General features: G+C 57.9%; 21 protein-coding genes. 13 read left to right on the top strand and 8 right to left on the bottom strand.

The window, feature by feature from the left end; genetic code table 11:
- Positions 1-45 precede the first annotated feature (45 nt).
- Positions 46-333 carry a co-chaperone GroES gene (gene groES / locus AC1965_RS14660; protein WP_483884586.1) on the top strand — a complete coding sequence of 96 codons (288 nt, stop codon included), beginning with the start codon at positions 46-48 and terminating at the stop codon, positions 331-333.
- 65 nt (positions 334-398) lie between these two features.
- A complete protein-coding gene (gene groL, locus AC1965_RS14655; protein WP_483884585.1) occupies positions 399-2,039 on the top strand; it encodes a chaperonin GroEL in 1,641 nt (546 codons plus the stop codon).
- A 97-nt stretch (positions 2,040-2,136) separates the two neighbouring features.
- On the opposite strand, the gene AC1965_RS14650 is transcribed toward groL, so the two are convergent.
- Together AC1965_RS14650 and AC1965_RS14645 are read right to left on the bottom strand one after the other, a co-directional pair.
- Entirely contained in the window at positions 2,137-2,550 is a 414-nt protein-coding gene (locus tag AC1965_RS14650) for a response regulator (RefSeq protein ID WP_483884584.1), read from the bottom strand.
- Between the two features lie 42 nt (positions 2,551-2,592).
- Positions 2,593-4,359 (bottom strand): sensor histidine kinase, encoded by a 1,767-nt coding sequence (locus AC1965_RS14645; protein WP_483884583.1) that lies wholly within the window; start codon positions 4,357-4,359, stop codon positions 2,593-2,595.
- A gap of 357 nt (positions 4,360-4,716) precedes the next feature.
- On the opposite strand from AC1965_RS14645, the gene AC1965_RS14640 reads away from it, so the two are divergent.
- The 6 genes from AC1965_RS14640 (at position 4,717) to AC1965_RS14615 (ending at position 10,730) form a co-directional block, all read left to right on the top strand.
- Complete coding sequence (locus AC1965_RS14640; RefSeq protein WP_483884582.1) at positions 4,717-6,153, top strand: ABC transporter substrate-binding protein; 1,437 nt, start codon at positions 4,717-4,719, stop codon at positions 6,151-6,153.
- An 80-nt stretch (positions 6,154-6,233) separates the two neighbouring features.
- Complete coding sequence (locus tag AC1965_RS14635; RefSeq protein ID WP_483884581.1) at positions 6,234-6,992, top strand: sensor histidine kinase; 759 nt, start codon at positions 6,234-6,236, stop codon at positions 6,990-6,992.
- Positions 6,993-7,109: 117 nt separating this feature from the next.
- Complete coding sequence (locus AC1965_RS14630; protein WP_483884580.1) at positions 7,110-7,790, top strand: response regulator; 681 nt, start codon at positions 7,110-7,112, stop codon at positions 7,788-7,790.
- A 56-nt stretch (positions 7,791-7,846) separates the two neighbouring features.
- A complete protein-coding gene (locus AC1965_RS14625) occupies positions 7,847-8,695 on the top strand; it encodes a DMT family transporter (RefSeq protein WP_483884579.1) in 849 nt (282 codons plus the stop codon).
- A gap of 102 nt (positions 8,696-8,797) precedes the next feature.
- Positions 8,798-9,598, top strand: a complete 801-nt coding sequence (locus AC1965_RS14620; protein WP_483884578.1) for an alpha/beta fold hydrolase — start codon at positions 8,798-8,800, stop codon at positions 9,596-9,598.
- Entirely contained in the window at positions 9,585-10,730 is a 1,146-nt protein-coding gene (locus tag AC1965_RS14615; RefSeq protein WP_483884577.1) for an alpha-D-ribose 1-methylphosphonate 5-triphosphate diphosphatase, read from the top strand. The genes AC1965_RS14620 and AC1965_RS14615 overlap by 14 nt, the downstream gene beginning before the upstream one ends.
- A gap of 5 nt (positions 10,731-10,735) precedes the next feature.
- Here the strand turns inward: AC1965_RS14615 and AC1965_RS14610 are convergent, their stop codons facing one another.
- The 3 genes from AC1965_RS14610 to AC1965_RS14600 all read right to left on the bottom strand — a co-directional run bounded on the left by AC1965_RS14610 (position 10,736) and on the right by AC1965_RS14600 (position 12,594).
- Entirely contained in the window at positions 10,736-11,809 is a 1,074-nt protein-coding gene (locus AC1965_RS14610; RefSeq protein WP_483884576.1) for a 5-(carboxyamino)imidazole ribonucleotide synthase, read from the bottom strand.
- Entirely contained in the window at positions 11,799-12,287 is a 489-nt protein-coding gene (gene purE, locus AC1965_RS14605; RefSeq protein WP_483884575.1) for a 5-(carboxyamino)imidazole ribonucleotide mutase, read from the bottom strand. Before purE ends, AC1965_RS14610 begins: the two co-directional genes overlap by 11 nt.
- A gap of 82 nt (positions 12,288-12,369) precedes the next feature.
- Positions 12,370-12,594 carry a YdcH family protein gene (locus AC1965_RS14600; protein WP_483884574.1) on the bottom strand — a complete coding sequence of 75 codons (225 nt, stop codon included), beginning with the start codon at positions 12,592-12,594 and terminating at the stop codon, positions 12,370-12,372.
- Between the two features lie 162 nt (positions 12,595-12,756).
- On the opposite strand from AC1965_RS14600, the gene AC1965_RS14595 reads away from it, so the two are divergent.
- The 4 genes from AC1965_RS14595 (at position 12,757) to AC1965_RS14580 (ending at position 15,248) form a co-directional block, all read left to right on the top strand.
- Positions 12,757-13,170: an Hsp20 family protein gene (locus AC1965_RS14595; RefSeq protein WP_483884573.1), complete on the top strand. Its 414-nt coding sequence runs from the start codon at positions 12,757-12,759 to the stop codon at positions 13,168-13,170.
- Positions 13,171-13,174: 4 nt separating this feature from the next.
- The gene (locus AC1965_RS14590; protein ID WP_483884572.1) at positions 13,175-13,393 is read left to right on the top strand and encodes a DUF1150 family protein; all 219 of its coding nucleotides are present in this window, start codon (positions 13,175-13,177) and stop codon (positions 13,391-13,393) included.
- An 82-nt stretch (positions 13,394-13,475) separates the two neighbouring features.
- Positions 13,476-14,360 carry a PhzF family phenazine biosynthesis protein gene (locus tag AC1965_RS14585; protein ID WP_483884571.1) on the top strand — a complete coding sequence of 295 codons (885 nt, stop codon included), beginning with the start codon at positions 13,476-13,478 and terminating at the stop codon, positions 14,358-14,360.
- Between the two features lie 27 nt (positions 14,361-14,387).
- A complete protein-coding gene (locus AC1965_RS14580; protein ID WP_483884570.1) occupies positions 14,388-15,248 on the top strand; it encodes a glycosyltransferase family 10 domain-containing protein in 861 nt (286 codons plus the stop codon).
- Between the two features lie 54 nt (positions 15,249-15,302).
- On the opposite strand, the gene AC1965_RS14575 is transcribed toward AC1965_RS14580, so the two are convergent.
- Together AC1965_RS14575 and trxB are read right to left on the bottom strand one after the other, a co-directional pair.
- The gene (locus tag AC1965_RS14575) at positions 15,303-17,018 is read right to left on the bottom strand and encodes a bifunctional sulfate adenylyltransferase/adenylylsulfate kinase (protein WP_483884569.1); all 1,716 of its coding nucleotides are present in this window, start codon (positions 17,016-17,018) and stop codon (positions 15,303-15,305) included.
- A gap of 194 nt (positions 17,019-17,212) precedes the next feature.
- Entirely contained in the window at positions 17,213-18,217 is a 1,005-nt protein-coding gene (gene trxB / locus AC1965_RS14570) for a thioredoxin-disulfide reductase (protein WP_483884568.1), read from the bottom strand.
- Between the two features lie 277 nt (positions 18,218-18,494).
- On the opposite strand from trxB, the gene AC1965_RS14565 reads away from it, so the two are divergent.
- Positions 18,495-18,995: an Lrp/AsnC family transcriptional regulator gene (locus tag AC1965_RS14565; protein WP_483884567.1), complete on the top strand. Its 501-nt coding sequence runs from the start codon at positions 18,495-18,497 to the stop codon at positions 18,993-18,995.
- Positions 18,996-19,001: 6 nt separating this feature from the next.
- Here AC1965_RS14565 and AC1965_RS14560 read toward each other — a convergent pair whose 3' ends face one another.
- On the bottom strand, positions 19,002-19,793 hold the full coding sequence (locus AC1965_RS14560) for a Hint domain-containing protein (RefSeq protein ID WP_483884566.1): 792 nt from the start codon (positions 19,791-19,793) through the stop codon (positions 19,002-19,004).
- Positions 19,794-19,990 lie beyond the last annotated feature (197 nt).

Genomic DNA, 19,990 nt, shown 5'->3' with positions numbered 1-19,990 from the left:
GGGGTGGCTTGGGAGAGTAACTTTGAGCCTTAAGGAGCTGCAAAGATGGCATTGAAACCGCTTCATGACCGCGTGCTGGTACGTCGCACGGAGAGCGAAGAAAAGACCAAGGGTGGTCTTATCATCCCCGATTCCGCCAAGGAAAAGCCCTCTGAGGGTGAAGTTGTTTCTGTTGGCGCAGGCGCACGCAAAGACAACGGCGAGCTGATCGAGATGGCTGTGAAGGCCGGCGACAAGATCCTGTTCGGCAAATGGTCCGGTACCGAGGTCACACTCGACGGCGAAGAACTGCTGATGATGAAAGAAAGCGACATCATGGGGATCATCGAGTAAGCCATCCGGCCGAAAGACCCATCGACAATCGCTGACATCAATTCAAGATTTTAGGAGAAGACAACATGGCTGCTAAGGACGTCAAATTTGACACCGATGCCCGCAATCGTATGCTCCGGGGTGTAAACATCCTGGCCGACGCGGTGAAAGTCACGCTGGGCCCCAAAGGCCGCAACGTGGTTCTGGATAAATCTTTCGGCGCACCGCGCATCACCAAAGATGGTGTATCCGTGGCGAAAGAAATCGAACTGGAAGACAAGTTCGAAAATATGGGCGCGCAGATGGTCAAAGAAGTGGCCAGCCGCACCAATGACGAAGCAGGCGACGGTACAACAACCGCCACCGTGCTGGCACAAGCCATCGTCAAAGAAGGCATGAAATCTGTTGCCGCCGGCATGAACCCGATGGACCTCAAGCGCGGTATCGATCTGGCAACAGCGCGTGTTGTCGAAGCGATCAAAGCGGCGGCGCGTGACGTATCTGACAGCGACGAAGTCGCCCAGGTCGGCACCATCTCTGCAAACGGCGAAAAAGAAATCGGCCGTCAGATTGCAGACGCGATGCAGAAAGTCGGCAACGAAGGTGTTATCACCGTCGAAGAAAACAAAGGCCTGGAAACAGAGACCGATGTTGTCGAAGGCATGCAGTTCGACCGTGGCTACCTGAGCCCGTATTTTGTCACCAACACCGACAAAATGACCGTTGAGCTGGAAGACGTGATCATCCTGCTGCACGAAAAGAAACTGTCGAGCCTTCAGCCAATGGTGCCTCTGCTCGAGCAGGTTATCCAAAGTCAAAAGCCGTTGTTGATCATTGCCGAAGACGTTGAGGGCGAAGCCCTGGCGACCTTGGTTGTGAACAAGCTGCGTGGCGGTCTGAAAATTGCTGCCGTCAAAGCACCAGGTTTCGGCGATCGTCGCAAAGCCATGCTGCAAGACCTTGCAGTTCTGACAGGCGGTCAGGTGATCTCCGAAGATCTGGGCATGAAGCTGGAATCCGTGACAATGGATATGCTGGGTTCGGCCAAGAAAGTGTCGATCACCAAGGACGAAACCACAGTTGTTGACGGTGCCGGCGAGAAAGCCGAAATCGAAGCACGTGTGGCGCAGATCCGTAACCAGATCGAAGAAACCACATCCGACTACGACCGTGAAAAACTGCAAGAGCGCGTGGCCAAACTGGCCGGCGGTGTTGCCGTTATCCGCGTTGGCGGGATGACCGAAACCGAAGTGAAAGAGCGCAAAGACCGCGTTGACGATGCACTGAACGCGACACGCGCCGCTGTTCAGGAAGGTATCGTTGTTGGTGGTGGTGTTGCTCTGATCCAGGCCGGTAAAAAGCTCGAAGGCCTGAAAGGCGAAAACAGCGACCAAGACGTCGGTATCTCCATTGTGCGCAAGGCACTGGAAGCACCACTGCGTCAGATCGCTGAAAACGCTGGCGTCGACGGTTCCGTCGTGGCGGGCAAGATCCGCGAAAGCGACGACCTGAAGTTCGGCTTTAACGCGCAGACCGAAGAATATGGCGACATGTTCAAGTTCGGCGTGATTGACCCGGCCAAGGTTGTGCGTACAGCCCTGCAAGACGCGGCTTCTATCGCCGGTCTTCTGATCACGACCGAAGCCATGGTTGCCGACAAACCTTCGAAAGAAGGTTCCGGCGGCGGCGGCATGCCCGACATGGGCGGCATGGGCGGCATGATGTAAATCATCCCCCTAAGGGAAACGACCGACGGGCGCGCCATAACCGGCGCGCCCATTTTTTTGTTCCGACGCCCGACTTTTCCCGCGGAAAAAATGCCTTTTACGCGGGCAATTCAACGATGCGGACATAGGAATCCAACATATCTAAAGCCTTGGCAAAGGTTTCGGACGGGTTCTCTTTCACAATATATCCTGCGACGTTCTTGCTGTAGGCGGATTGCACATCGTTGGGCATGTCCGACGTGGTGAAGACGAACACGATAACACGCGCCAGCGCCGGATCTGCGCGCACGGCTTCCAGAAATTCCAGCCCGCCCATACGCGGCATATTCAGATCGAGCGTGATAATATAAGGGGGCAGGCGGCCATAGGTGCAGACCTCTGCTCGCAGGAATTCAAGCGCATGCTGGCCGTCGTTGCACACCTTGGTTTCGTTTACGATCTTGAGCTTTCGCATAGCCCGCTGCATCGCCATCACGCTGACTGTGTCGTCGTCTACGATTAAGAATTTCACTTCGGAAGTCTCCTGCCTCATCATCAGTTCCTTATAATTTTTTCATGCGGCGGCCTGCGCTGACAGGTTGCCTGAAACAGTCTGAGCTGCTGCCAACGCGATTTTCAGACTAAAGGTGGTACCGCGCCCCACCGAGGGATCAGACGCCAGCGATAGACTGCCCCTGCGATGCTGAACCAGCTTTTGCACTATGGCCAAGCCCAGCCCGCTACCCTCCACCTCGTCACGGGGGCTCAGGGTTTGGAATAGCTCGAAAATGCGCGTCTGGTACTGCGGTGGGATGCCCGGACCATCATCTTGGACGTCAAGATGCAGATGACCTTCTGAAATTGCCGCAACCACGCGAATTGTCCCATGCGGGAGGTCATGGTGCTTGATCGCATTACCAAGCAGATTTCCGACGATTTGCTGCAGCTGTGTCGGGTAGTCGATGACAGGGGCGTCAGGGCCGTCGTAGGTGATGGTAAACCGGCCGTCTGGATCGGCAAGCAGAGCGTTTTCGCAGACCAGATTATGCAGATCGACAGGTTCAACTTGCGGATCACTTTGACCGACACGTGCGTAATCCAAAAGGTCGTTCAGCAGACGGTTCAATCGGTCTATGCGGTCTTGAAGCATGGTCATGAACGCCCTGCTTTCGACGCTAAGCACGTTGTCTTCGTCTTCGAGCACCCAAGCGCTGAGTTCGCGAATGGCGCGCAGGGGCGATCGCAGATCGTGCGCCGCGACATAGGCAAATTTTTCTAACTCAATGTTGGAGCGCCGCAACTCTTCGGCGTTGCGGCGAAACACAACCAACGACTGCGCCATATCACCAAGCTCATCGCGTCCCGTGATGGGAATGGGATGGTCAAGCTTGCCGTCGGCGATTGCTGTGACTGCGCCGGTCAGCGTCTTGATGCGCCGGTTGAACTGGCGTTCAACGACATATCTGTCGGTCAGCGCGATAATCAACAGCGAAAAGGCCAAAACTGTCGCGATCACGGTCAAAAGCCGGTAGATTGCATTATCGAGTTTGTGCGACGCGGTTTCTACACCCATAAGGGTCTGCTGCATAAGATTAGATGACAGGTTTGATATTTCGGCAATCAGCGGCAATCGGGTGGCGCGGATGCTGACAAACTGGTTTTCATGACGGTTTCGGGCGGCCACCAGTGCGAAAATACCCTGCTCGCCTAGGATCAACTGCCGTAGCGCAGAAACGTGTTGCGCCAACGGGTGCTGCACTGCTCTGTCGTCGATTTGGGACAAGCGCCCGATTATCCCCCGCAGCCTGTCTGATACCACCAGTTTGCTACGTTCGATCGTTTCCGGTCGATAGACAGTCCCGATGGCGAGGGCGCTGTTGATCGCCGCATCGAGGTCCAGTCGGATATGGTTGAGGTTGAGGGCGGACAAAAGCAAAGCGGAAAGCCCGTGGTCGGGGGTGTCCCGCCCGCTGCTGCCAACGGCTGCGTAGTTGCGGACCAAACTGTTGGTATCGCTGGCGATTTCTGATGCCAGTGTGTCGAGAAAAACATGGCTGTCTGCCTGTACAGTTGATATCCCGACCAGGGCTGACGCAACCGCCCTGTCAATCCGGGATTTTTCCCGGTGGCTTTGCAGAAATTCGTTTCCGGTGGTCTTTGCCGCGCTCAGCTGGTGTTGAAATGCGTCGATTGTCGTTTTGGACAGACCAAAATCCCGCAGGTTATCAAGGTCCTGCTGAATGCTTGTTCGATGGTTGGCAATGCCCGCCATCGCCGTAACGAGATCATCTTCGGTACCGCCAGCATTCAAAGTGTCCAGCGCGAGAAACAGTGCGTTCAAGTCCCGCGCAGTCCGTTGTGCCAGGGCGAACATGGGAAGGGCCCGACTGTTCAGCTGCTTGTGTGTGTCCAGGATCGTGCGGAGCTGCAAGGCCGATGCAAATCCCGCGATACAGATTGTCACCGCGATCAAGCCCAGCACCATCCGAAGTCGGGTGGTGATGCGGCGACCTGAGGCTTGGAGGCGTAGCTTGGGATTACGTGCAAGGGCCATGCGCCACGTTTAAAGATCACCACTTAACTTAATGTTAAAAAACCCCGTTCTAGATGACACAAGGCAGGTTGCCAAAAATATGTAGCCGACATCGGAAACAGGATCAGAACCACAATGGCTTTCGCGCGGTGCGCCAGATCAAATTTGAACCGCCGCGATATGCTGTGCGGTCTCGCGGCAACGGCTTCCGCCATGGCGCTGCCGGGCGGGGCATCTGCAGCGCCATTGGCGACCGTAACGGCGCAGACCGTCCGTGAGAAGTTCTCAGCCCTCACCAGGCCGATCTCCGTCCTGTTACCCAGAGGGTCAGAGGCAAACCTGGCCCCCGTTGCGGCGGCTTTCAAAACGCAGGCCGGGGTCGAAATCGAGCTGGTCATAGTGGATGTCGATCAGATCAACAGTGAATTGATGCTGGACGCGATGCTGGGGCGTGGCACGTTTGACGTGGCGCTGCCGGCCACTTTTGCGTTGCCGGATCTGGTCGATTCGGGTGCGATCCGGCCGCTGGACGACTTTGCACTGCGCTACGAACCGCCTGATTTTCGGGACGGTATCCTATATTCAGTCGGCGATAAGTTCGATGGAAAAACCTATGGATTTCAAACGGATGGAGATGCCTATGTGATGTTTTATCACAAGGCAATGATACAAGATCCGTCACTCGTGGCCATGTACGAAGATCAGTTTGGCCTCAAACTGCGCCTGCCGCATACTTGGGCGGATCTGGATCGACAGATCAGGTTTTTTCACCAACCAGACCATGGGCGATTTGGCGGGCTGCTTTTCCGCACGCCGGGATATCTGGCGTGGGAATGGTGGGTGCGGTTCCATGCCAAGGGCGTCTGGCCGCTGGCACCAGATATGACACCCCAAATTGCCGGAGACGCCGGCATCGCGGCTCTCGAAGACTTGATCGCAATTACAGATTGTCTGCTGCCGGAGGCAGGCAGGCTGGGTTTATTCGAAAACTGGGAACGCTACGCGCAGGGCGATGTTTATTGCAACATCGGTTGGGGCGGGACGCAGAAATACCTCAATAGCAATTCGTCCAAGATGCGCGGGCAGATGCTGTTTGGCCCGACGCCGGGCGGAGATGTGAACGGGGGATTTCTAACAACGCCATATTTCAATTGGGGGTGGAGTTTTGTCGTCAGTTCGGTTTCGCCGGAGCCTGAATTGGCCTATCTCTTTTCGCTCTTTGCGTGCAGTCCGGAAATGTCGACTCTTGCTATTCGTCAGGCCGGTGGGTTCTTCGATCCCTATCGGCCCGAGCATTATAGCGATGCGGGCATCGGGGCGGCGTATTCGCAGCCGTTCCTCGCGGTTCAGCGACAATCTTTAGAGGGTGCGATTCCAGACCTCTATCTCAGGGGCCAGTCCGAATATTTCCATACGCTTGGCAAGGGGTTAGATGCCGCGCTGCAAGGGCAGTTGACGCCCGCCATGGCCTTGGGGCGTGTGGCGCAGGAATGGGAACTGATCACCAATCGAATTGGCCGTGCCGCCCAGGTGGAACGCTGGCAGAGGCTACGGGGGAAGTACCCCCAAACGGCGCGCCGACTGCTTCGTGACTTGGGTTGAGCAGGGGCAACATCGCTGATGTTAAGTGTTCTTCAACGTCGTGACGTTATCTGGATAGCGAACGACAAGTACGAGGTATCATGACACATCCCCTGCCCAACCGCCCTGCCGTTCCGGTGTCGCGTAGCGCCGTTCAAGACGAGCGGATACCGCAGGACATAGATGAATTCATCTATCTGATCAGCCATGACGTGCGCAGTTCGGTAAGGGCCTTGCTGGAATTGCCACAATGGATAGCAGAGGATCTGGAAGCTGCCGGGTTCGAGATGGGCGGGCAGGTAGAAACGTCGATCCAACTGATGAACAGGCATACCGCTCGGCTTGACAAGATGTTGATAGATTTGCTGACATTTTCGCGTATCGGCCGCATGCAAACCACGCGGGAAATCAACCTCGACACAGCACTGGATGAGGTGTTGGAGGAACTAAATCCGCCTAAATCATTCACCATAATCCGCGCATTCGATTGCCCGATCGTTACGGTCGGGGATCGGGACATAATGACTTTATTGTCTGCTTTGATCAGCAACGCGATCAAACACCACGACAAACCGTCAGGCCGTATCGTGATTACCAGCGTCCGCGATGGCGGCGCTACCGTTTTGGCCGTGTCTGACGATGGGCCGGGCATTCCAGAGGAATTCCACGAAAAGGTTTTTGGCGCGATGACAACGCTGCGCTCGCGCGACGAAGTTGAAGGCAGCGGCCTGGGCCTTGCCAATGTGCGCAAGATCGCCGCGCAGTACGGCGGGCGCGCGAGGTTGGTCGCATCCCCGTATGGCCGTGGCAGTTGCATCGAAGTGAGGATGCCGCCGACACCCACTGGCATCGAAACCTGAATGTATCGCGGCTCTACTTCACTTTTTCGCTCGGGGCGGTCTCTTGTCAGAAAGGTGCACCAATTGGTCATTCTTTTTTGAAATCATGGCTTCCACAGGACTAGATGGGATAGCAGTATGCGGGACACAGCACGCGCCGCCGACATGCACGCGCAGCAACACTTCACCACGCCAAAGCTGGTCCGTGCGCTTTTGCTGGATGACAGTAGCTTTGACCGCAGGCGTATCCAACGGCTGGGTGGTAAAGGCGATATTGCTATCCAGTTTGATGAAGCGGGAAATCTGGAAGAATTCGAAACTGCGGTAGAGCGCGTGCAATATGACCTGATCATGATCGACTACCGCCTGCCGCGTGGCGATGGCTTGATGGCGCTTGATACGATCAGCCGAGCGGAGCGAAATCATGATGTGGCCAAAATCATGATGACCGGAAATGGCAGTGTCGACACCGCCGTGCAGGCAATGCAAAGTGGTTTCCATGATTTTCTCGACAAGGCGGCGATAAGCCCCGAAGCACTCAGCCGTGCCATGCGAAATGCCCTGCAGCGGGCGCATCAGGAACGGCAATTGCAGCACCAGCTCGTCGATCAGCGCGAGACCATCCGCCAAGGTGTCGTTGCTGCCTTCAGCGATGCTGGGGTGCAGGAACACCTGTCAGAGATGCTACGAGCTGTGCTTGCAAACACTCTCTCTTCACAAAGGCTGCGCGCAATCGACGTTGTTTCACAACAGATTGATGAAATGGTGGCGGGGTTAGCGGCACCCGACGAATTTATCTTCTCCGCCCGGCGTGCCTGAGTTTGCCGTGCAGTATTCCACTTGGCGTGACGGCTTTCTGACGATAAGCCCATGTCATGCAACTCGCCTTACTGACAGCCGCGACAATGATCGCCTTTGCCGCCAACTCCGTGTTGACCCGCTTGGCGATCGAAGCCGGACATATCGACCCTTCAGGCTTTGCGCTGGTGCGGGTGGCCTCGGGCGCATTGGTACTGGGCATGTTGATCAACGCAAGGGGCGGGGGCCTGCCACTGCTTCGGCGCAATCGTATTCCGGGCGCCCTCAGTCTCGCTGTTTATATGATCGGGTTTACTTTGGCATATCTGACACTGGACACCGGATTAGGCGCTCTGATCCTATTTGGGGTCGTCCAGATTACGATGTTCGCACACAGCGCGCTTACCGGACATGCGCCTGCGCGGCGGCAACTGGCCGGAGCGGGCGTTGCATTTCTGGGACTGCTACTTGCGCTTTGGCCCGGTGCGGGTGGGGCAAGCAGCCTGTCGGGGACGGTCCTGATGATCTTTGCCGGGATCGGCTGGGCTGCTTATACGATCGTCGGTCGTCGCGCCGCAGATCCTCTGGCAGCGACTGCCGCAAATTTCCTGCTTTGCTTGCCGCTGATGCTGATCCTCTTGGCAGGAACCGGTCTGGTGCTCAGTTGGACGGGCGTTGCGCTGGGTATGCTGTGTGGCGGGCTGACGTCCGGGCTTGGCTATGCGCTTTGGTATAAGGTTCTGCGCCAGCTCGACGCATCCGCCGCGGCCGTTATTCAGTTGAGTGTACCGGTCATCGCGATGATCGGCGGGGTGATCGTGCTGGGCGAAGCTGTGACCACGACCTTGTTGATTGCAACGATGCTGGTGCTCGGTGGCATCGCTTGGGCCCTCAGCGCGCGGTCAGTTCCCGTAGACCAGCGCTGACCCCCTGCACGCAGTGCGAGCAAGGCGCCACGGGCCGAAAGTTTCGTAAAGTCACCACGCAATACCATTTCACAACACGTGCATTCGGTCTATCTGCAAGGGATGTCCAACCGTTCCTACACCCTGCTCCTTGCGCTATTCTCGCTTGCGCTGCCATCGGCGCTCCTGGCCGAGGCGCAGACGCGCTGCGTTGTCTTGTTGCACGGCCTGGCCCGCAGTGAGGCGTCATTTGCCTTGATGGAAACCGCGCTGGCCGCAGAAGGTTACCGCGTGGTGCGCCCCGGCTACCCGTCAACCGAAGCGCCGGTGGAGGCTTTGGTCAAGCAGACCTTGCCCGCCGCTGTGGCCGAATGCGGGACACAAAAGGTCGATTTCGTAACACATTCAATGGGCGGCATTTTGGTGCGGCGTTGGGTGCTTGAAAACGGCGATGACCAGATCGGGCGCGTTGTCATGCTTGGCCCGCCAAATCAGGGAAGTGAAGTGGTCGACGAACTGGGCGATATCGCCGCCTTTGATTGGATGAACGGCCCGGCCGGGGCGCAGATGGGCACGGGAGAGGGGTCGGTTCCACGCGGCCTGCCGCCTGTGTCGTTCGAACTGGGCGTGATCGCAGGAACACAATCGTTGAACCCCTATTTTTCGACGCTTCTGCCCGGCGCGGATGATGGTAAAGTATCGGTCACATCAACCCGCGTGGCCGGGATGCGCGACCATATCGTATTGCCGGTCAGCCACACATTTATGATGAACAATCCGCGCGTCATTGCCGAAACGATGGCCTTTTTGAACCGGGGGAAGTTTGACCGGTCGATGACATGGTTTGATGGCGTGCTCGATTCGATTGGGTGTTCCGAGGGCAGATGTCTGCCGGGATTGGAGCCTGAAGATGCCAAACCTTGATCTGACCGGCGCGCAGGTTCTTCTCGACGACGGGCTACAGCGTGTGACCCTGTCGATCGCCGAGGGACAGATTGTTGATAGGCCAGTTGGGCATGCCGTTGATTTAACAGGGTTTCTTATCCTTCCGGGGATTGTCGATCTGCACGGGGATGGTTTTGAGCGCCATCTGGCCCCGCGTCGCGGCGCAATGAAGCAAATGTCAGAAGGTTTGATCGCCGCCGAGGCAGAACTGGCCGCAAATGGCATCACCACTGCGGTGCTCGCGCAGTTTGTGAGTTGGGAAGGCGGACTGCGGGGGCTGGAATTTGCCGACCAGGTATTCAAGGCCATCCGCGCCACCGCGCCCGAAGTGGTCACCGACCTGCGGGCGCAGTTGCGGTTTGAGACCCATCTGCTTGACCTGCATGCCAGTTTGCCTGCCCGTCTGGCGGAGTGGGGCGTGACCTACGTCGTCTTTAATGATCATTTGCCGCATGACCGGTTGGCGGCGGGCAAGACCCCTAAACGTCTGGTGGGCCAAGCGCTCAAGGCTGGGCGCAGCCCCGAAAGCCATCTGGCGCAGATGCAGGACCTACACAGCGGGCGCGACGCGGTGCCCGCAGCCCTCGACCAGCTTTGCACAATTCTCGCGCAGGACGGCGTGTTGATGGGCAGTCATGACGACCAAACCCCCGAAACCCGCGCGGCATGGCGCGCGCGCGGTGTGACATTGGCGGAATTTCCGGAAACCCACGCGGCGGCAGAGGCGGCGTTTGTCGCGGGCGATGCGGTGGTGATGGGTGCGCCCAACGTGGTGCGGGGCGGGTCGCACAACGGTAACTTGTCGGCGCTGGACCTGATCGGCATGGGCATGTGTCATGCGCTGGCGTCGGATTATCACTATCCCTCACCCCGCCGCGCGGCGCTGATGTTGGCCGATAGCGGCGTGGCAAGCCTTAACGACGCATGGTCACTGGTGTCATCCGGCCCTGCGGCGGTACTTGGGCTGAAAGACCGTGGCGCGCTGCGCCCCGGTCTGCGGGCTGATCTGGTGGTGCTTGATGCCAAAACGCGCCGCGTGGCCGCGACACTTGTGCAGGGGCGCGTCAGCTATATGAACGGCGCCATCGCTGACCGCTTTGCTGCGCGCTGATATCTTTAGGCGCGGGTGATCCGATTGACGTGGCCCATCTTGCGGCCCGGTTTAACGTCCAACTTGCCATAAAGATGCAGCGCGGTGTCGCGCGCGCGCGCCAGTTCTGGCACCCGGTCCATATCGTCGCCGATCAGGTTTTCCATCACGACATCCGCATAACGCTGCCCGTCGCCCAATGGCCATCCTGCGACAGCGCGGATGTGCTGCTCGAATTGATCCACGGTGCAGCCGTTCTGCGTCCAATGCCCGGAATTATGCACCCGTGGTGCGATCTCGTTGACGACCAATCCCTGCGGCGTCACGAAAAATTCGACGCCCATCACGCCAACATAGTCCAGCGCATTCAGAATGCGCCCGGCCAGCAGGATCGCATCCGTGCGCTGCCCATGGTTCAGTTGGGCGGGAACCGTGGTACTGTGCAAAATCCCGTCGCGGTGCACGTTTTCGCCGGGGTCGAAACAGGCCACTTCGCCGGTCGCACTGCGCGCGGCAATCACCGATACCTCGATGCTGAAATTGACAAACCCTTCGAGAAGCGCTGGCGCACCGTTCATATCCGCGATGGCGCGTGCGGCGTCATCGGTATCGCGCAGGCGGGATTGCCCCTTGCCGTCATAGCCGAACCTGCGGGTTTTGAGAATCGCGGGCGCGCCGATTGTCTTTAGCGCGGCATCAAGTGCGGCGGCATCAGGAATATCGGCAAAGGGCGCGACGTTCAGTCCCAGATCACGCAGAAAGTTCTTCTCCGTCAGGCGGTCCTGCGAAATGCGCAACGCCTCTCGACCAGGGCGGATCGGCGTGATGGCTTCGACCATGTCCAGCGCGTCGGTCGGGATGTTTTCAAATTCAAACGTGACGACGTCGCAGGCGTGGGCAAAGGCCGTTAGTGCGGCGTGATCATCATAAGGCGCTGTTGTGACGGCATGTGCCACATCCCCGGCAGAGGCGTCTGCGCCCGGTTCAAAAATATGGGTGCGAAAACCCAACCGCGCGGCGGCGACCGACAGCATACGGCCCAGTTGGCCGCCGCCCAGAATGCCGATCGTGGCCCCGGTCTTTAACGGTTCAACTGTCATCAGGCACCTCTGGGATAGACGCACTCAGCGCGCTGCGCCAATCGTCCAGCCGTTGTGCGATGCCTTTGTCCTGCAAGGCAAGAATACCGGCAGCCATCAGTGCCGCATTGGCCGCGCCGGCCGCACCGATGGCCATGGTCGCCACTGGAAATCCGCGCGGCATCTGCAGAATGGAATAAAGCGAATCCACACCCGACAGCGCCTTGGTCTGCACCGGGACACCGATCACCGGCACGCGGGTCTTTGATGCCATCATGCCCGGTAGATGCGCCGCCCCACCCGCACCGGCGATGATCACTTGCAGGCCGCGGTCGACGGCGGTCTTGCCATAATCCCACAACCTGTCCGGCGTGCGATGCGCCGACACGATGCGGGTCTCATAGGCAATGTTCAACTCGTCGAGCAGCGTTGCTGCCTCGCGCATGGTGGCCCAGTCGGACTGGGACCCCATGATGATGCCAACCGGGGGCGTGGTCATAGCGCTGTGGCCTTTTGGTCATGGATCAGAGCGCGCACTATACCCATGCAACACGAGGTGGCAATGCGCGAAAGTCGGGCAATCAGGCTATAATGTCGGGGGTCAGGCGATCGTCGATCTGTGCGATGAGATCCTTGAGGCGCAGTTTGCGCTTTTTCAGGCGTTGCAAGGTCAGTTGGTCCCCGGTGCCTTTTTCGACAAGTGCATGAATGGCATCGTCGAGATCGCGGTGTTCACGGCGAAACACCTCAAGCTCGACGCGCAACACATCGTCATTCTTCATCGACAGATCGGTGGGGGCGTTCATGGGTCAGGTGATTCCGTTAGCACTGGTTCTGAGAATATAAGCTTTTGTGACCGTTTGGCATAGCCCTTGCACAGATGCACAAGCACCCCCATATTTATCCCATCAGGTTGCCGGTTGCGGGGCCTGATATGACTGTCGCTTGACCTGATAAGGACGTGTCGCATGACGAAACTGACGCTTGCCTCTTATCCTCACATGCTGGGGTTTGAGCAATTGGAAAGGGTGCTGGAACGCAGCGCCAAAGCCGGTAACGAAGGTTATCCGCCGTTCAATATCGAACAAACATCTGATTTCAGCTACCGCATCACCTTGGCGGTGGCAGGTTTTTCGGAACAGGATCTTTCGATAACCGTTGAGGATAGACAGCTGGTCATCCGGGGCCGACAGACCGACGCTGGCGAGGACAGGGTGTTTTTGCACCATGGCATCGCTGCACGGCAGTTCCAGCGGTCTTTCGTTTTGGCCGATGGGGTCGATGTGGGCGACGCGGTGATGGAAAATGGTCTGCTGCACGTGGACCTGACCCGCGCCAAACCTGAAACGGTGGTGCAGACCATCAAGATAAAGAAGGGTTAACATCATGCACGAAGAGATTACCCATTCCGGCGACCGCACGGTTTATGTCAAAACCATCGCCGTGACGGACCTGCCCCGCGAAGTGCGCGATCAGGCCGAAGGGCTTGAATTGCTTTACGCCGTTCATGATGCACAGGGTCAGCAATTGGCGCTCGTAGGCGACCGCAAACTGGCTTTTGCCCTCGCACGTGAACATGACTACGCACCTGTCTTGGTGCATTGACGCCACGCACAGGCACGGTACCGTGTAAGATGAACCAAGGCCGCAGCATGTTCTGCGGCCTTTCTTACGTGATGGGTGTGCGATGGAATATGATTTTGACTGGGTTGATGCCTTTACCGACCACGCGTTTGGCGGCAACGGATGTGCCGTGGTGCACGGCGGTGCCGGGTTAAGCGATGAAATCTGCATGGCCTACGTGCGCGAAACGTCACTCGTAGAATGTACCTTTACCGGTCCGTCCGATGTCGCGGACTTCCGCGTGAAATACTACCTCGCCAGTCGCGAAATTCCTTTTGCCGGCCATCCGACCATTGCCACCGTTGCGGCCCTGCGCCATCGCGGTATCATCGGCGAGGGCACGCTCACGTTAGAAACTGGGGCCGGTATCGTCGCGGTCAACGTCGACGGCGCGCTGATAACGATGACACAGGTCGCGCCGAAATTTGGCCCGCTGGTCGACCCTTCACTGGTCGCGGCCGTGGGCGGGCTGTTGGGCGACGATATCATTGGGCAGCCACAGATCGTCTCGACCGGATTGCCGTTTTGCATCACCCTCGTTCGCGACCGACAGACGCTTGAGAAGTTGCGTCTGGATGTCGATGCGCTGGCACGCTATTCGGTGGCCCTCGGACAAGATGGGGTTGATATGATGGAACCGTTCTGGGTGTGCCTCGAAGGGGCGACACCGGCGGGCGATACATATTCACGCCTGCTGATCGCGCCACCCAGCCCCGCCGAAGACCCGTTCACCGGTTCGGCCACCGGTGCGATGGCGGCCTATCTTTGGGCACAGGGGTTAATCGATACCCCTGATTTTGTTGCGGAACAGGGCCACGGCATGGGGCGCCCCGGACAGGCGCAGGTCACCGTGCTAGGGCCACGCGATGCCATAACTGGGGTGCAGGTGGCCGGGCAGGGGACCATCGTGATGTCAGGAAAGGTTTTCCTACCCGAAAACGTCAGCTAGGACAGGCCAATCAAACAGGAACGCCCCATGCCGACACCCGCCATCGCCATTCTGCCCTACGGACAAAAGCTGGGCCGCCACCATGCAGGGCGTCCGCTGGATGATCTGCACTGGCCCTTGGGGCGTCCTGCGCGGTTGCGAAACGGGACGCTGGCCGATCTGTCGCCTGATGATCATCTGATTGTCTATCCGAAAACGGGCCTGCATTTTCAGCCCGACTGGGGGGTGAAGGCCAAGGTATCCGTCATGGTTGTCGAGCCCGCAATGATCCACGCGCGTCACTTGAAATTGCTGCGCTGGACCTATCGCCGCTTTTTCAGGGTGCTGACCCATAACGATAACCTGCTCAGCGCTATCCCCAATGGGATTAAACATCCATTCGGCACCACCTGGATACCAGACCATACCGAACTGGACGTAACCAAAAGCAGACACATGTCGCTGATCGCCTCAACCAAACGCGATCTTGAGGGGCATCTTTTGCGCCACGATATGGTGTCCTTTGTTCAGTCCCGGGATCTGGATGTTGACGTGCTTGGGCGCGGCTTTGCCCCCTTTGAGGACAAGGCGGATGGCCTGGCCCCGTATAGGTTTTCGGTCGTGATCGAAAACATCCAAGAGCCGAACTATTTTACCGAAAAGATTGTCGACGCCGTGCTCTGCGAGGCGGTTCCGATCTACTGGGGCTGCCCCAATATTGGCGATTTTTTCGACACTGAGGGTATGGTGATCTGCAATAGTGCAGAGGAGTTGAAAGCTGCTATTTCGGCGGCCAGTCAAAACCAGTTCGACCGGCTGATCCCGGCGTTGCGCGCGGATAAATCGCGGGCTGCCCATTGGGGCGACCTCGAAGGGCGCGCGGCTCAGTCGGTGCTGGACAGCCTTTAGAACGCAAAACGCAGCCCTGGGGCTGCGTTTCACCGTGGCGTGCCGAAGGGCGGATTACCCTTTGATCAGCCCCATATTTTCAAGCTTCAGCAATACCTGATGTGCGCAGTTGTCGACATCGATATTCTCAGTATCCAGAACCAGCTCAGCATTCTTGGGCACATCATAGGGGTCAGAAATCCCAGTGAATTCCTTGATCTTGCCTTCTCGTGCCAGCTTGTACAGCCCCTTGCGGTCGCGGCGTTCGCATTCCTCGATGCTGGTCGCCACATGGATCTCGACGAAGGCACCAAAGCTTTCGACGTCTTCGCGCACAGCACGGCGCGTGGTGGCATAGGGGGCGATCGGCGCACAAATTGCGATGCCGCCGTTCTTGGTGATCTCAGACGCGACATAGCCAATGCGCCGGATGTTCAAATCGCGATGCTCTTTGGAAAAACCCAGTTCGGACGACAGATTTTTGCGTACAATGTCACCGTCTAGCAGCGTCACAGGACGGCCGCCCATTTCCATCAGTTTAACCATCAACGCGTTGGCAATGGTGGATTTACCCGACCCGGAAAAACCGGTGAAGAACACGGTGAAACCCTGCTGGCTCCGCGGTGGGCGGGTGCGGCGCAGCTCTTTGACCACTTCGGGGAACGAGAACCATTCAGGAATCTCCAGCCCCTCTTGCAGACGTCGGCGCAATTCCGTCCCCGAGATGTTTAGGATCGTAACGTTGTCCTTGTCGGCAATCTCGTCATTGGGTTCGTACTGGGCGCGTTCCTGCACATAAACCATGTGTTTGAAATCGACCATCTCGATGCCCATTTCCTCTTGATGCTCGCGGAACAAATCCTGTGCATCGTAGGGGCCATAGAAATCATCGCCGGCCGAATTCTTGCCGGGGCCTGCGTGGTCGCGGCCGACGATGAAATGCGTGCAGCCGTGGTTTTTGCGGATCAGGCCGTGCCAGACGGCCTCGCGCGGGCCTGCCATACGCATGGCAAGGTTCAGCAGGCTCATCGTGGTCGTGGCAGCGGCATATTTATCCAACACCGCCTCATAGCAGCGCACGCGGGTAAAGTGATCGACATCGCCGGGTTTTGTCATGCCGACAACGGGGTGGATGAGCAGGTTGGCCTGCGCCTCGCGCGCGGCACGGAACGTCAGTTCCTGATGTGCGCGGTGCAACGGGTTGCGGGTCTGAAACGCGACGATGCGGCGCCAGCCTAGTTTGCGGAAATAGGCCCGCAATTCGTTGGGTGTGTCGCGACGTGCGCGGAAATCATAGTGAACTGGCTGCTGAATACCGGTGATCGGGCCGCCCAAATAGATCTTGCCAGCCTGGTTGTGCAGGTAATTCACTGCCGGGTGTGCATCGTCATCCGCGCCAAAGACTTTCTCGGCCTCGTGTGCTTTGTTCGGCTCCCAACGGTCGGTCACGGTCATGGTGGCAAGGATCACACCTTCCTGATCGCGCAGGGCAATGTCCTGTCCCACTTCGAGCTTGGCCGCGAATTCCTCTGACACATCCAGATTGATCGGCATCGGCCACAGCGTGCCATCTGCAAGACGCAGGTTGTCCACAACACCGTTATAGTCTTCCTCACTCAGAAAACCTTTCAGTGGGTTGAAACCACCGTTCATCAGCAATTCCAGATCGCAGATCTGGCGCGGCGTGAGATCGTGGCTGACCAGATCCCCGGCCTCAGACTTGAGCTTTTGCGCAAACTCGTAGGAAACGTAAAGTTCGGGGATCGGGGAAAGGTTGCTTGGCATTGACATACTATACTCGTGTTGAATGACTGGCGCGGTTGGTCGTAATTGAGGGCGCAATACCGCCTGATCAGGGTTAAAGTCTAGTGATTGGGGCGTTTTCTGACCCCAAAGGAATGAAATGTTGCAGAATTAAAGACGTCTGCGACAAGTGTTTTGCCGCAGACGAAAATTCAGAACACAGTTGCTATGGAAGCTACGTATCACACTTCTTCGGTGATTTCAGCGCCATATCCCAGCGGCAATGATGTGTCCTTGCCTGCGTCATCGCCAACTTCGGCCAGAAAACGCTCGGCCTCAAGCGCCGCCATGCAGCCCATGCCCGCACTTGTTACCGCCTGGCGGTATTTGTGGTCGGTCAGATCACCCGCAGCAAACACGCCCGGGATCGAGGTTTCTGTACTGTCGGGCTTGGTCACAACATAGCCGCCCATGTGAGTTTCCAGCACATCCTTCACCAGTTCATTTGCCGGTGCATGGCCGATGGCAACAAAGACGCCCTTGGCGGGGATATCGGTGATCTCACCGGTCTTGGTGTGCTTAACCTTCACACCTTCGACGCCCAGGGGGCTATCGGTGCCATAGACCTCCTCAAGTTGGTGAAACCACAGCGTCTCGATCTTGGGGTTCTTCATCAAGCGGTCGATCAATATTTTTTCTGCCCGCAATTCGTCGCGCCGGTGGATCAGCGTCACTTTAGACGCAAAATTGGTCAGAAACAGCGCTTCTTCTACAGCGGTATTGCCGCCGCCGATCACCACGATTTCTTTGCCCCGGTAGAAAAATCCGTCACAGGTGGCACAGGCCGACACGCCAAAGCCTTTGAACTTCTCTTCGCTTTCCAGGCCCAGCCATTTCGCGCGCGCCCCCGTGGCAAGGATCACGGCATCTGCCACATATGTGGTGCCGCTGTCACCTTTGGCATGAAAGGGGCGGCTGGACAGATCCAGATCAGTGATGATGTCACCGATGATCTCTGTTCCCATGGCTTTGGCGTGATCCTGCATCCGGATCATCAGGTCGGGGCCTTGCACTTCGCTGTCACCGGGCCAGTTTTCAACCTCGGTCGTGGTGGTCAACTGCCCGCCTGGTTCGATGCCCTGCACCAGAATGGGGTTCAGCATCGCCCGGCTGGCATAGACCCCGGCGGTATAGCCCGCAGGGCCGGAGCCGATGATCAGAACTTTCGTTTTACGTGTCTCGGCCATCTGGCGCCCCCGGTTTTTCTTTGATAATGCCCGCCTCATATAGCGGCGCGCGCGCGGCCATTAAACCCCTCCTGTGCAGGGTGGCCCTTCTGAGTCACGCAGACGTACCCCCCGCTTGCACCTTGCAAAATAAAACTCGACGAGGGAACGCAGCCTGCGGCGCCAGGGGCAGGCCCCCACCGGATCAATCAAGCAGAAAGAATCTTGCGCTTGGGTGAAACATTATTGCGCGTAATGGCGATGCTGCTATAAGAATCGAAAATTCAATGAGGATAGTATGGCAGGTACACGGCTTGATCCGATAGATCGGATGATCTTGGCTGAACTTCAGGCTGACGGTCGGATGACCAATGTCGAATTGGCAAAACGCGTCGGTATTTCAGCGCCACCTTGCCTGCGCCGGGTCCGCACCCTCGAAGAGCAGGGGTATATCAGGGGCTACCACGCCGACGTCGCCGCGCGCGCGTTGGGATTCGAGGTGCAGGTGTTCGCCATGGTTGGGCTTGCCAGTCAAGCCGAGGTCGATCTGAGCGCCTTTGAACAGAAATGCCGCGACTGGCCGCTTGTACGTGAATGTCACATGCTGAACGGCGAGGTGGACTTCGTCCTCAAATGCGTCGCCCCGGACCTGTCGAGCTTTCAAAGTTTTCTGACAGGGCAGTTGCTGACAACCCCGAATGTAGCCAGCGTCAAGACCAGCCTCGTCATTCGCGGCGCGAAAGACGAACCGGGCGTGCCCTTCGACGTGCTTGAGGCGCGGTTGGCAACAGCGCCCTGATTGCCTTCAGTTCGGCACGGCCTCGGCGTCCGCTTCGGGCGCGCGGGGGTGGGCCAGCGGGCCAAAATCGGTCGCGTGGCTGATCTGCGGAAACATCGACAAGAACCGATCGCGCAGCGAATGTGACACGGACCGCGTTGCATTTGCGCCGGGATGGAATGTTTCCATTTCGATCCCGCCCGCCTTGATCGCGGCATGGCGCGACAGGCAGATGTGAAACAGGCGCACTGGCGTTGGCGGCACCACTTCGATCACGTTCACCCCGTCGATGAATTCGCGCACCGGGGTCAACATCTGTGTGCCGCCTGCTTCGCCGCGCAGATGGTGCGGCGTGTGCAGCACGCGCGCGGCGGGGCCGACGGTCAAAAACGAACTGGGGCGGCCCTGGCCAAAACTGTCCGTCATGATCCGGATCAGCGGCGTGCGCCGCCCGGCATCCGCAGGAATAAAATTGCTCGACCCGACCCAGATCAGCTGGGCCGGTTCGCCAGATGACGTATTGACCATGACACCGGGTTGCAAATCCTCGACAGCGATATCGCCCTGTACGGTGTTGATCAACGTGCCGCGCGCAAAGGCCGAAAATGCGGATTCGAACAGCGGCAGGGCAGGGGCATTGTCCTGACCGATGTAAAGCGATCCATCGGCGCGCAATGCAGCGACTTCGTAGCTGCGCGTCGGGATCGTTGCCGCCGGGCGTATCCCACCGGTGGAAGACCCTGAACCGGACAGGTCAAACCCGCCTGAGGTCTTGGACGTACTTTGAAGGCGCTGAGCCGGAGCAGCAATTGGTGTCATGCGAAAACCTTTATCGGTCTGTCACATCCGCGTCGGCCCCCACCGACGGCACGGAAATAACGTGTTGGTGTCATTTCTGGTCTATGCCGATTAAATCGCCACGTCTGGCCCGGATTGTCAAAGTATGAACAACATTAACGCCTTGTTTCGGGCCAATTTGAGGGAAATCGGCCTTTCTGTTTCCGCATTTCAGGGGT

This window comes from Sulfitobacter sp. KMM 9851 (assembly GCF_057178245.1).
This window is presented reverse-complemented; position numbering and strand designations above follow the sequence as displayed.